This window comes from Bacillus sp. DE0042, from assembly GCF_007680225.1.
Lineage (GTDB): Bacteria > Bacillota > Bacilli > Bacillales > Bacillaceae_G > Bacillus_A > Bacillus_A wiedmannii.
In genome coordinates this window covers 123,027-136,244 of record NZ_VEJP01000003.1, presented here as the reverse complement: position 1 = coordinate 136,244, position 13,218 = coordinate 123,027, and the positions used below count along the sequence as shown (strand labels likewise).

General features: G+C 36.4%; 16 protein-coding genes. All 16 read left to right on the top strand.

The annotated features are described in order from the left end of the window. The first annotated feature begins 115 nt into the window (after nucleotides 1-115). The 16 genes from FS802_RS14665 to FS802_RS14590 are packed head-to-tail and all read left to right on the top strand — an operon-like array spanning nucleotide 116 to nucleotide 13,212. Entirely contained in the window at nucleotides 116-280 is a 165-nt protein-coding gene (locus FS802_RS14665; RefSeq protein WP_000869887.1) for a YqbF domain-containing protein, read from the top strand. Further along, nucleotides 280-816: a hypothetical protein gene (locus FS802_RS14660; protein WP_098707629.1), complete on the top strand. Its 537-nt coding sequence runs from the start codon at nucleotides 280-282 to the stop codon at nucleotides 814-816. The genes FS802_RS14665 and FS802_RS14660 overlap by 1 nt, the downstream gene beginning before the upstream one ends. Beyond that, entirely contained in the window at nucleotides 813-1,181 is a 369-nt protein-coding gene (locus FS802_RS14655; protein WP_098251989.1) for a hypothetical protein, read from the top strand. The genes FS802_RS14660 and FS802_RS14655 overlap by 4 nt, the downstream gene beginning before the upstream one ends. 6 nt (nucleotides 1,182-1,187) lie before the next feature. Continuing rightward, on the top strand, nucleotides 1,188-1,598 hold the full coding sequence (locus FS802_RS14650; RefSeq protein WP_000099343.1) for a phage virion morphogenesis protein: 411 nt from the start codon (nucleotides 1,188-1,190) through the stop codon (nucleotides 1,596-1,598). A gap of 4 nt (nucleotides 1,599-1,602) precedes the next feature. Next, entirely contained in the window at nucleotides 1,603-2,025 is a 423-nt protein-coding gene (locus tag FS802_RS14645) for a hypothetical protein (RefSeq protein ID WP_098707628.1), read from the top strand. Nucleotides 2,026-2,037: 12 nt separating this feature from the next. After that, a complete protein-coding gene (locus FS802_RS14640; protein WP_144525140.1) occupies nucleotides 2,038-2,640 on the top strand; it encodes a hypothetical protein in 603 nt (200 codons plus the stop codon). Nucleotides 2,641-2,697: 57 nt separating this feature from the next. Next, nucleotides 2,698-3,228, top strand: coding sequence for a hypothetical protein (locus FS802_RS14635; protein ID WP_144525138.1), 531 nt, complete (start codon nucleotides 2,698-2,700; stop codon nucleotides 3,226-3,228). Next, the gene (locus FS802_RS14630; protein WP_144525136.1) at nucleotides 3,180-3,614 is read left to right on the top strand and encodes a hypothetical protein; all 435 of its coding nucleotides are present in this window, start codon (nucleotides 3,180-3,182) and stop codon (nucleotides 3,612-3,614) included. The genes FS802_RS14635 and FS802_RS14630 overlap by 49 nt, the downstream gene beginning before the upstream one ends. Nucleotides 3,615-3,648: 34 nt before the next feature. Beyond that, on the top strand, nucleotides 3,649-6,672 hold the full coding sequence (locus FS802_RS14625) for a phage tail tape measure protein (RefSeq protein WP_144525134.1): 3,024 nt from the start codon (nucleotides 3,649-3,651) through the stop codon (nucleotides 6,670-6,672). Further along, nucleotides 6,669-7,352 carry a hypothetical protein gene (locus tag FS802_RS14620; protein WP_144525132.1) on the top strand — a complete coding sequence of 228 codons (684 nt, stop codon included), beginning with the start codon at nucleotides 6,669-6,671 and terminating at the stop codon, nucleotides 7,350-7,352. Before FS802_RS14625 ends, FS802_RS14620 begins: the two co-directional genes overlap by 4 nt. Further along, nucleotides 7,349-8,893 carry a hypothetical protein gene (locus FS802_RS14615; protein WP_144525130.1) on the top strand — a complete coding sequence of 515 codons (1,545 nt, stop codon included), beginning with the start codon at nucleotides 7,349-7,351 and terminating at the stop codon, nucleotides 8,891-8,893. The genes FS802_RS14620 and FS802_RS14615 overlap by 4 nt, the downstream gene beginning before the upstream one ends. A gap of 10 nt (nucleotides 8,894-8,903) precedes the next feature. Beyond that, complete coding sequence (locus tag FS802_RS14610) at nucleotides 8,904-9,287, top strand: hypothetical protein (protein WP_144525128.1); 384 nt, start codon at nucleotides 8,904-8,906, stop codon at nucleotides 9,285-9,287. 44 nt (nucleotides 9,288-9,331) lie between these two features. Next, nucleotides 9,332-9,706 carry a Low copy number virion structural protein gene (locus FS802_RS14605; RefSeq protein WP_144525126.1) on the top strand — a complete coding sequence of 125 codons (375 nt, stop codon included), beginning with the start codon at nucleotides 9,332-9,334 and terminating at the stop codon, nucleotides 9,704-9,706. A gap of 12 nt (nucleotides 9,707-9,718) precedes the next feature. After that, entirely contained in the window at nucleotides 9,719-10,096 is a 378-nt protein-coding gene (locus FS802_RS14600) for a Low copy number virion structural protein (protein ID WP_144525124.1), read from the top strand. A 13-nt stretch (nucleotides 10,097-10,109) separates the two neighbouring features. Next, nucleotides 10,110-11,468, top strand: coding sequence for a hypothetical protein (locus FS802_RS14595; protein WP_144525122.1), 1,359 nt, complete (start codon nucleotides 10,110-10,112; stop codon nucleotides 11,466-11,468). 16 nt (nucleotides 11,469-11,484) lie between these two features. Continuing rightward, the gene (locus tag FS802_RS14590) at nucleotides 11,485-13,212 is read left to right on the top strand and encodes a hypothetical protein (RefSeq protein WP_144525120.1); all 1,728 of its coding nucleotides are present in this window, start codon (nucleotides 11,485-11,487) and stop codon (nucleotides 13,210-13,212) included. Nucleotides 13,213-13,218: the final 6 nt, after the last annotated feature.

Here is a 13,218-nt window from a genome sequence, read left to right as displayed (position 1 = left end):
TAAAGATAATTAAATTATTTATGGGTAAGAAGTATAGAAAAGAATCTTTTTCTATACTTCTTTTTTTATGTGAATTTATAATGATTAGTTTACATTCGTGAAAGGGGTGTTAATTATGAAAGTAGTTACGCTGCGATACGGTGGCACTTACACCGCTTATGGACAAAAGTTTAAGAATGGCCAAGAAGAAACAGTTGCAAATGATAAAGCTGATTACCTTGTAAGTACTGGACATTTTGAACTTGTAAAAGAAGTCGATAAGAAGGAGAAAGAAACATAATGGATATTACCATACAGGACATTAAAGAACGCGTAAATGTGCAGAAAATGCCTGATACAGTTATTCAAGAACTAATAGATTACTATACGGTTATTACTAAAAAGTATTTAAGGGTCAAGCCGGAGAATCCAATGATAGAAATCATCCAAACAAGCAAACTAGCTTGGCTTTCTTTTCCTGCTGAATCTATAGCAAAAGTAACACATGTTAGTTCAAAACAAGATATGTCCGATTCTATTACAGTAAATGGGCGTATTGTTTATGGTTTATCCGAAAATCAATTGTATGAAATCGAATATAGGATACAAGATTATGATGATCTGCAGGTACTTATGAAGAAATGTATTATCGATTTGGTTGTTTCTGCAGTAGGTCGTGCTAAATTACAACGGAAAGGTATGAAGACATCCGAAAGTATAGGGGATTATTCGTACCAGATTAGCCCAGAAGTGCTAGACGAACCTGCTACAAATAATAAGATACTTAATGGTTTAAAAGCGTTTAGAGCAAGAGTTAAGCCAGTGATGGCCACATGAGCATGTACTTTGACGATGGTGATATGGATGATTTATATATTCATGAAGTAGTTGTAAAACGAAAAGAGAGAAAGAAACAATCCTCTGGTAATTATGCAGAAATAGAAGGGGAAATTTACGAGAATATGATTTGCCGTGTAACTACTAATTCTGCTGCTGATAATGAGAGATTTAAACGTGATAAACAAAATTTCGATACAACCTTTAAGATATATGCACCTGCTTCTTACAAGATTAAGCCGAATGATCGTATCTTTTTCAAAGATGATGATTTAGGCGTTGATTATACATTTGAAGTAAAAGGAGAACCACGTAATCCTGCGTTTATGAATCATCACATTGAGATTTATTGTGAAAAGGTGTGATTCTATATGTCTAGTTCAGTAGAAGTTGAGTTCTCAAGCAATATGGAGCAAGTAAAGACGCATATTAACGCTATGTGTGTTGAAAAAGTAACAGCAGCAACTATTCATTTGCAAAATCAAGTTAAAAAGAATCTCACAGGTAGCCGTAGCGGTAAACAATACAAGATACCTCATACCAGTCGTAAGTATACTGCTTCTAAACCAGGTGAAGCTCCTGCTGTTCGTACTGGTGATTTATTAAATTCTATTAAGTACAACATTAAAAGGTCGCAATCAGAGGTGTTGGGTGCTGTAGGAAGTGACTTAAAAAAAGCAATATGGCTTGAAACTGGTACGAGTAATATAGAAGCCCGTCCATTTCTAGTAAAAACGTTCGAGAAAGAGCGAAGAGAACTGAAAAGGCAAATGGGAGGGTAATTGTATGACTAATGCTATCGCAGCTATTAGAACACTTGTAGAGAGCGATGAAATAATAATAGCTAATCTATCAGAATATGGTGAAGACGAGGACAAAGGCCCTGCTCTTTCATTCCAAACTGCACAGGATGATATGGAAATGCCTTATGCAATTATGAGGATTGAAGCAGATAATCCGGATGATGTTGAAATTCTAGATCGTATGATTCTGAATTTCGATGTGTATTGTGACAACGGGGATTATGATAAGGCGAAGTTAATTGCTACACGTATTGAGAAGTTACTAGATAGAGTAGTTAGCTTAAAAGATGATGGGATACTTTCTATACATCGTGCAGGTAAGCTGCCGATACCAGATGAAGACCCATCTATCATTCATATAAATGCAAAATTTCTTGTCCGAACAATTCGAACGGACTTGTATTAGGGGGTAGAACAAATGAGCTGGAAATTAATTAACGGTGTCCGCGAAGGAACAACTGATAATTTTGTAATCGGCCCTGGTGTCATGTATAAGGACTTTAAAAGCATAAAAGATTTAGGAGAAATGGTCGGAGCAACTACAGGTGGAACCAAAGTAGGTTTTGATCGTGAGTACTATGATGCAGATATTGATGGTGTATTAGGTAAGATGGTGCGCGGTAAGTGGTTATTAAAAGATGAACCGCATGTAGAACTTACATTAGTAGAGTTTACAAAAGAAAACCTGCAGTTAGCTTTACCTGGGATGACGGTAGATAGTACGACCGAACCAGATTACGATATTATGAAACCTTCAAATGAAATTCCTGACTCTAGTTATCATGATATTGCTTTGATTGGGATGGTTTCAGGAAGCAGCTTGCCAATTATTTTCGTTATTCGAAATGCATTGGTAGTTTCAAGTATTGAAGTTGATTTGAAAGATGGAAAAGGAACGGTTGGATTGAAATGCAAGTTCATTGGTCATTACAGTGAAACTGCTTCAACAGAGCCACCGTACTCAATCTATTTACCAAAGAAAAAGAAAACAGCAGCACTTAAAGCACCGGCTACCGCATAAATGGTAGTCGGTTTTCTATTACATAAAACTAGCTAAATGCTAAGAGGAGAGAGTAAAATGGCTTCGATTTTAGAAAAAATGATGAATACTGGTACAGAAATTACAATTTCAGGTGTAAAAGTACCAATGCGACGATTAGATGTAACGGATATTTGGCGATTCGCTAAAATCATTTCAAAAATTGGACGCAGCGCAATGGCCAGCTTTGCTGATTTCGGTAAGGATAAGCAAGAAATGGATGAACTAACTAAAATAGCTGAATCTCTTCCGGAAGAAGAAAAACAAGCGCAATTAGCTGCACTTAAAGAGAAGCAGCAGCAAAAAGGATTCGAATTCGCTTTCCGTGTTTTAACAATGATTCCTGCTTGTGAAGATGATTTTACAGAGTTCTTTGCTAGTTTATTAAAAGTAAAAGCAGATGAGTTTCGTCAATTCCCTCCTGAAGCAATGGTTGCTGTTATACAGGGATTATTAGAAAGTGAAGACCTAATGACTTTTTTCAACCAGGTCAAGGGACTAGTGAAAGTTCAGAGCGAGAAATGGAGCAAATCAGCAGTGATTCCAGCAGCGGCTCCGAACCTAGCTTAAACGAAAATTCAGATGAATATTTAGAGGGAGCCGAACAAAACATGTTACGTGCTTTCGATAAAATCCAAAAGCGGTATGGATGGACAGATGAATACGTCTTATCTATACCGTATTCGCGTTTAATGGACCTATTTTCTTTAATTGCACAAGAAGAGCAGCAAGAAGAATTAAACGAGTGGAAGAAGATGGCGTTCATTGGTTTTCAAACTCGTCAACTTGAAGAGGGTACTACTTTTGATGATTATCTAAAAGCCTTTGGACTAACTGATAACCAGGATGATAAGGAATCATCTTATGAAATGGGTGAAGTATGGAGCAAAGAAGAGTGTGAAGCACATGTTGAGCAAATTATGGCTCAATTCCAGGAAGACGACGATGAAGAATAAAATGGTTATCGGCCCCAGAAAAGGGGGTGCATAAATGTTAGCTGAAATGTTCCAACTGTTCGGAACGATTGGTATTAAAGCAGACGGCGCTTATAAAGATTTACAACAATTTGAAGATCGAGTACAAAAGACTGCAAACGGAATGCATGATAAGTTCCAAAAAGCAGGGGAATCCATTAGTCATGTAGGTAACAAAATGAAAGATGTTGGTACTAACATGACTGCTGGTGTTTCACTACCTTTAGCTGGTATTGGTGCTGCAGCTGTTAAAGTAGCTTCTGACTTTGATGCTTCTAATAGAAAATTAGAATCTACACTTGGTTTATCAAAAGAAGCTACAAAAGAGCTGGGTAATGTTGCAAAAGAGACATGGAAAGATGGATTTGGAGAAAGTATTCAAGAAGTTGATGAAGCTGTAATACAAGTAAGTCAAAACATGAAGAATCTTTCTTTCGATGAAATGCAGGGTGCTACACAAAGTGCTATGACTCTTGCAAAAACTTTTGACGCGGATGTTAATGAGGTTACACGAGGGGCCGGACAGCTTATGAACCAGTTCGGGTTAGATGCACAAGAGACATTTGACCTTTTAGCATCTGGTGGACAAGCAGGCTTAAACTTCTCAAACGAAATGTTTGATAACATTTCCGAATACGCGCCTTTATTTAAACAAGCAGGATTTTCTGCAGAAGAGATGTTTACCATTATGGCAAATGGAACGCAAGATGGTTCATACAATCTCGATTACGTAAACGACCTTGTAAAAGAATTCGGTATTCGTGTACAAGATGGATCAAAAGGTGTCACAGAAGCCTTTGCAGAAATGAGTCCAGAAACTCAAAAGGTTTGGGACAATTTTAATAAAGGCAAAGGAACTGCTGCAGATGTATTTAACGCAGTACTTGGCGATTTAGGCAAAATGGACGATAAAGTCAAAGCCAATCAGCTTGGTGTTGCTGTATTCGGTACTAAATGGGAAGACATGGGAGCTGAAGCTGTATTAGGGCTTACTAATGCCGATGGTGCATTACGCGATGTTGACGGCAGTATGAAGAAAATGCAGAAGACACAGCAAGAAGCATTTGGTGTTCGCTGGCAAAAACTCACTCGTACTACAATGGCATCCTTGGAACCGCTAGGCCAAGCAATTCTTGATATTGCAGAAGTTGCTCTTCCTCCCATTATCAAAGCTGTAGAAGTAGCTGCAAAGGCGTTTAGTTCTATTCCAAAACCAATCCAAATTGGTATCGTAGCAATTTTAGGTATGGTTGCAGTATTAGGACCATTAGTCGCCATGATGGGCTTTATGACAAGTGGAGTAGGTGCATTTGTCGGTTCGTTTAGATTTCTTGTACCAGTATTAACAAAGGTTCCTCTGCTGTTTACAGGTATATTAAAAATCGGGCCAAGATTAATAAGTATGTTCGCTATGATAGGAAGAGCAGTAGCTTTCCTAGGTAGCACTGCATTTGCAGGACTTTTAAAAGTAGGGCCTAAACTTATTGGTATGTTTGGTGCAATAGGTAGAGCGCTCGCTATACTTGGTAGATCTGCAATGACACTACTCATGAATCCCTGGACAATTGCCATACTTGCTATTGTTGGATTAGTTTATTTTATTTACAAAAATTGGGATTCCGTTGTTAAATATACGAAACAAGCTGTTAAATGGATGGGTGACGCATGTTCTAAGGGGTGGGACGCAACCGTAAAAGGTGCAAAATCCGCTTGGTCCGGTTTATCTAAATTCTTTTCTGGATTTTGGGAAGGAACGAAAAAAGTCTTCCATGCTTCTGTATCATTTATAGGAAAAATGCTCGAAGCAGCCTGGCGCGGTATAGCTGCAGTTATAAAGTTTTACATTAATTTCTGGAAAAAAGCATTCGAGCTTGGGTGGATTGCTATAAAATTCATTTTTAATGCCGCTTTAAATATCTTAAAAAGCGTTGTTAAATTCGCCTTAGAAGTTATTAAAAATGTAATCTCATTTTATATAAAAGCATACCAAACGATTTTTAGAGTTGGGTGGAATATCATTAAAACGATATTTACAACTGTCCTTAACTTTTTGAAATCGTTTATTCGTGCTGCATTCGAATTTATAAAAAATGTGATTTCAACAGCGATGAATGTTATAAAAACTATAATTTCTGCAGCCTGGAATTTTATAAAAACAGTATTTGTTACTGTATTGAATTTCATTAAAACCACTGTTCAAAATGCATTCAACTTTATTAAAAATATAATCATTACCGTAATGACTGCGATTAAGAATTTCATTCAAGCAGCCTGGAATTTTATTAAAGATACAATCATTGCAACAGTTCGAGCCTTTGTTAATTTCGTAGTTGATAATTTTAATAGACTTAAAAATACTATTTTTAGTGTTGTTGGAGCTATTAAAGATTTCATAGTAAGTAGCTTTACTGCAATTAAGAAAGCTATTACGGGAGCTTTTACAGGTATTGTAGATATCGTAAAAGATGTATTTAGCAAAGTAGGATCTATTGTAAAAAATGTAGCAAAAGAAGCAGTTAGCTGGGGAAAAGACATCATTGCTGGTATTGGTGAAGGTATGGCTGCAATGGGTGGCTGGATAGCTGATAAAGCAAAAGGCGTAGTTAGCGGAATTCCAAAAGCAGTTAAAAAGTTCTTTGGTATTCGAAGTCCTTCACGCCTAATGATGGAATTTGGTGGATTTATTACAGAAGGTCTAGGTGTAGGTATGGAAAACATGATCCCTGCAGTAGATAGAGCTTCTGAACTACTAAATAAAGCTGTTGTTCCACCTAAACCAATGAAACTAGTAACCGATGTATCTACTCAAATCGGACAAATGGGAGCACGCTCTGCTGATTTAATTGGTAAGACAGCACATCCATATGCTGGACAAACCCACGTTGAGAAGAAAACGGATAAGGGTGTAACAATTCAAAATGCTACATTTAGAGTCGCTGTTGAAAAATTACAATCTGCAGATGACTTTGTAAAAATGAGAAAGCTGCTACAAAACGTAGTTGCTGATGATCTAATGGGAATGGCGGTGCGAAATGTATGAGTGTATTAAAAACATTGCATAGAAAAGCAGGTTCGTATTACCTCTTTGAAGAGATAGTAGAATTAAAAAACACAATACAATATACCATTACTTTTGGATGGCCAGGGACATATAACTTTCATTTTATGTCCCAAGTTCCTATTGGTTCTGATGGCATGCTGCCGAATAAATACTTTATTGTTCGGGTAAATGGTATTGAACGGTTTAGAGCAAGAGGGCCTTACGCTTGGGAAGCACGAGAAATATTTGTTGGTGCAGGGCCGCAAACAATTGAATTTACAACAATAGGCTATGGTGCTTCTGATGTAGCCTATGTAAGCCAAGCTTCTTATCATGCATTTGGGTATGTTCCTAACATTGCAATGATTGAGCAAACAAAAATGCCAAAGTCATTAGACGGCTTAAAAACTTACAATGTTATGCATGGGTATCCGCGTTTTCAAAGTGCTGGTAATAAAGGATGCGAAGTAGAATTCACTCTGCTATTTAGAGATATGAAATATTGGCGTGATTTCATGAGGGAAATATATCGTACTCATATTATCACTGGTGATTACGGTACCTACGGGGGTATTATACCACCTAATGAAGTGGATACAATACGAAAAGGCACATTAGTAATAGCAAAATGTAAATTAATATCTACAGCACAAGCAGGAGTTGGAGTTGATGGCATATGAGGGAAGGTTCTGTATCTTTAATTAGAATGTTGGGGAGTCATTTCCAATTAGGAAATAACTCCCCTAATTTAATTGTTTTTATGAAAAAAAGGGACTCTTCTACTTACGTCCAAATTCAACACTGTGTAACGGGTTTAGAAGTCCAGGAGAACGCAGACCAATTCGCAAGTACATTTACCATTACCTTCGCAAATGAATACGGTCAAATGGCTCCTGATAATTGGTACGGTAAGTTTTCTTCTATTCAAGAATGGTTTTATAACAGTGAAGTAACAAATACAAATCAACTGTATCCACAGACAGAATTTAAGGTGTCTATTGGATACGGTGAAGAGGTTTTACCTTATATACATGGTTTGGTATCTGATGTGAAGGTAAATGCCGAAAGTGGTACTATTTCAGTCACTTGTACAACATCTTATAAGAAACTTCTACATAAATCAGTAATCCCAACACCTGGATCGGATGAAATTGTCGCACCAACTGGAAATGTTTATGATGTTGTGAAATTCTTCTTCCAAAAAGCAGGGGTTGTCTTACATGGTAGTCCCGTAAACATACCTGGTACCAATCAAAGTTGGCTTGTTGAAGGTGCTACTGGTAAGAGGTTTCAAAAATGGGATGAAATTGTCCGAGATATTATAGATACAACATTCCACTATATTAAACATGAACCGGATGGAAGTTGTACGTTTATGAAAATGCCGGACTATGCCATTAACGAGCCTGCAAAATTTAACTTTAATGAAGGTGAGAACCTCATTTCATTAGATATGCAGCTAACAGATCAGGATATCAGTAATAGCATTGTTGTGAAATGTGGAGATTACGCAAACGGATTTCTTAATTCGTTTCTATTAAAAAATGTATCGCAGGGTGATTTGCGAGAGGAAATGATAGAAGTCCCTTGGGCGACAACGTTCTTTGCAAGAAGAGCAGTAGCTGCAGCTTATCATTTAAAAGCAATCCAGAAGTTTAGGACACTAACGGTAGCGGTAGTTGGTGATCCAAGGATTCAATTGTTTGATGTAATTTCTGTTTACAACCGAGATTCTGGCCAACAATGGAATTATTTCGTGAAAGGTATTAATACTATGATTTCAGCAGATGACGGTTTCTATCAAACTTTAGATTTAACAGTTAACTATGGATACGAACCAACACCTTATACAGACATAAGCGGAATCACAGTAAACGTAGATACCTTACGATTAAAACTTTGGGATTATGATTATGAAGATGGTGACGTATTAAATATTTACGCCAATGATAGGTTAATAGAAGAAAATTACCTTATCCGAAACAATCCTACATATGTTGATATTCCACTCGAATACGGGGTAAATGTAATTGTATTTGAAGCTGTACGAAATCCTTTAAGGTGGCTTACAGGAAGACTACAAGTGTTAGATACACAGAATAATATACTATTTGATTATGGTTCTCTGCCAGATTTAACATTTGATCGTAAAAACATAGGTCCAGATGGATATTATATTCAACGTCCCGCAAAAACTTGGGCTGTCACAAGGGTAAACTAGGGGTGATATGATGATAATGCAAAAGAACTTATATGATCCGATTATGTATTTGATGAAAGGATTAATTGATAGAGAATTTTACAGCGGTGGAAAACCAATGCCTGGGGATGACCCAAATAACGTATTTAAAGAAGGTATGACAGAGGGCTATACCCTTATTCGTGATGGCGCTCGTTTATCTGCTGTTGATGGAGACAAATACCTTTATTACGATTTAGTTTTTAGCGACAACGGTATGTTAGATAAGGTTATTTTATCCCACAAAATAACAGGAAAGATGATGGAAACACAATTAATATATAATGCAAAGAAACAATTAGAGCGTGTGCAGCCGCGCCTGCTTAATAAAGGCAATGGTATGCTATCTGATTTACCAATTCCCGATGTGTCGTAATGACGCATGGGAATTTTTTAATACATGGAAAAGGGTGAATGCTCTTGTTTGAAACAACCTATTTAGCTGGCGGAAGATTAGATCCACCTTTTCATCCAACAAAAACGGAACCATTCGTACCTGGATTCATTATGGATTCCACATCATATAAAACGGATGAAGTGAAATATATATTACCTGCAGATATGGAGGTATATGCAATTAGTGTTAGTTCCTCCATGTACGAATTAGATGATAAATGGGATCTAATCGTGAACGGACAACCTATTTGCCAGGATATATATACGAAACGTATTCCCGAAGGTATGCACTTTATGGTTTATAAAGCAGTCACAGCAGGAAGCGCAATAACATTCCGATTCCATAACCAAGGGATTCTTGATAAAACAGTGTGGTTTGAATTGCACTTTTTAAGATAAGGGGGCGTACTCATGAGTTTTTCAGTTAATTATATGGCTGGTGGAAGATTTGACGCACCTTACTTCCCAACTAAAACAGAACCATTTATTCAAGGGCGAAGAGTTGGTATTTATGATGGAATGCATGTAGATAAGTTTTCATTACCATTTGAAACCGAAATGATTGCTTTTTCTGTTGCTGCTTCACATTACAGTGATAAGGACTATTGGAACTTATATATTAATGGCCAACAAGTATTTAAAGAAGTTTATGTAAAAGATGTGCCGGAGGGGTTTAATTTCTCCATCGTTAAGCCTATACCTGCCAATGCAGAGTTAAAGTTCGAATACCATAATGTATCTGCAGAGAAAAAAACTGTATGGCTTAATTATCAACTTTTAAAGGATTAGGAGCGTGAAATCTATGGCATATATTGAAAAAATCGTTACAGAAGCAGAATTTCAAAATGAGCTTATAAATTTAATGACTGAAAATGGTTGGAAAAAAGTTAAAACCTTTTATAAATACATTCATAAAGAAAAAGAGCAAGGAAGCAAAAATAACATTACTAAATTGTATAAATATTGGTGTGCAAAACATGTTGTTTTACAAAATTCGGATGGTGGCATGTACGGAATTGTTCAGACCTGGGCTTGGGAGAATAAAATAAAATTGGATATAGATTTATCTACAGATAAAGGAAAAACAGAACTTCAATCTTATCTAGAAAATAACCCAGGATATAAAGATCGCTCTTGTATGTATCTATATATGATCGAACAACTCCCAAATTATAAAGATAACAGTTTAATCACTATGGGCGCTCAAGACGGATATGAAACTAAATCCATAATGGATGTTGAATTAGCTGAGGTTATAGAAGTAAAAAATGAAAACAGAAATCCGACTACTGGTGATATTTATTACACTTATTCTTATGAGTATTCTGATTCTCCGCAACTCATGATGTCACCTTGGGTAAAGTGTACTTTTAGAAATCCAAGATTACAAAATGTAAATGTAGATACAAATTGGTGGCCAGATTCACTAGTTCGTATTACAGGTCAAGTTGATAAAGATAGAGCGGTTTTATTAATTCAAGCAGACAGAACACCAGCATTTGAAAATAACGTCGTTCCTGTAATACCGGTATATATGGGCAGATTAGAAAGTTATGCAGCGGATGATACAATTGCGGATGCTTTATGGGCTGGTAGTGCCTATGATGAAGGTGGCGAATCTTCTTCTCATACTTTTGATTTTGAAAACCCGAAACCTTTTAGAGATGTATCAAAATATATGCCAAGAACAAAAACATATCCTAAAAGTCCTGGTAATGGTATTGATAATGTAATTATAAAACGCTCTCGATTTGGAGCAAGATATCAAGCCCACTATATTGCGTGGAATGTCCCAAGTAATATGATGCCACCAGATCGTAAAGGGAAAAACGGTGGACAATACCCGTCAGCGTGGCAAAGTCATGACAATGATGAATATAAATATCAATTTAACCCATCTTTATATAGTGGTAGAGTACATACTTCACGTGCTTATATTGTTCATCCAGATGAAGGTGTCCGCGGCTACATGCCTTATATCGTTCTCCTATCACCATTAGGATTATTAGATGGCGACAAATTAAAAGTCCGAAAAGATACTTGTCCAGACTCTCATGATATTTATCGTTTCTTTACAGTGGATGCAATATCACCAATTACGAAAATGCCAGCAACTGCATATCGTCCAGCTGGTTTAGGTATATACGAAAAATCAATGTAATAAGGGGAGAAACTAAATGTGGTTCGATCAAGTAGTTAATTTACAAACGTTACCGAATGAATTAGAAAAAATGTATATCGCAAATGGATGGAAACGAGATTTACTATTCCGCATTCGAAGCGATTCTAGTAAATATATTGATGTGAGATTGTTTGAATCGTTAGGTAGCGATTTAGAACGACGCAGATTCGGTTTTGCGGTAGCATACGATACTGCGGATTCGGATTTTGCAGATGCACGTTATATTTCTGCCGAATCCAGATTAGGAAATTTAGGAGTTGGAGATGGAGCAAAAACAGAATTTAAAATTCCTGCTTTCCCAATTATCTCAACATCACTATTAGTTTATGTAAATAGCGTTCTGCAAGATAAGAGTTCTTATACAGTCGATAGAAAAACAGGGAATATTAAGTTTAATAGTCCAATTGCAAAAGGCGGAAAGATAACAGCAGAATATCGTCTTGCCAACGATGCATATGAACCATCAAATGATATGATTTTCTTCACATATACGCGATATTTCATTGAAAAAGAAATTAAGTCTACAGATGAAGCAGCAAATTTAGGGAATGGAAATGGAACGAAAACAACATTCACATTACCATTTGCTGATTTCGATGAAAGTCGTTTTACGGTTTATAAAAATGACTCTGTTGTAAACGAGAATGAGTACTCATTCACTGGCGGTAGTATTATTTTCAAATCCGCGCCTGCAAGTTCTGACAACATTAAAATTTCCGGAATAAGATTACTTGAACCAAATAAAGATGGTGTATTAGAAGATGTTCTTACAGCAAAAACCAGATTTGATGTTCAAAACACAATAAGTGTTATGACGGAAATTTTTAAATCTATCAATTTTATTAATGCGTCACCTTATACATCGTTAAGTTTCACGCCAGAACAACGATTCACAAAAGATTGGAAGAGAGATTCGGTTGTTTATATGTATGGAAACACAAATAAAGATCGTATCGTTATGTTTATGCGAATAGATCCGACGCCAAGTCCTGTCCGAGCTTTATTTGTTCCGCTTTATATTGGAAAAATGCACACCTTTGATAATAAGCCACAAAAAAATTTACTTATCATGGGCGGTTGCCGTGAAGGAGAACAATTTAATAATTCCACGAAGAAAATTGGAGAAACTAACATGGACTATGGCCAAAATACTTCTGGTGGTAATTTATCGCCCATGTTGGCCCAATCTTTAACAGGAGCTATGTATCAACAGCATTATCTAGCATTCATTACTCATAATTCTGAGATTGATAGTGGTCAAGGTCGCTTTAATCCTTCAATGTACAGTAATAAATATCATTTATCTCAATTTTATATTGTTCATCCAAACGATGGCTATGTAGGGAAATTAGATGATGTTTATGCGGTACATCCTAAGAACATTCAACAAGCGGATGAATTAGAAATTGAAAAAACAGTAGTAAATGAAGTGCTTGGTAACGGTGATGGTGCCACGACTATATTTCATTTAGAACATAAACCACAAGGTGATACGTTAAACATTTTTATGAATTGTAAAGAAATACCGAAAACAGATTATGTCTATAATCCAGATGACAAAACAGTGATATTTAAAGAATTTCCACTTGGAGAAATTACAGCAAGTTATAAAATGGCGCAATTATATCGTTATACATTGCCCACAACTGCGGTATCACCATTCACAAGTAAAAATTCTCCGTTTAATCCTATTGGGTTAGCGATTTATAAAGAGGACATTTAAAAACGA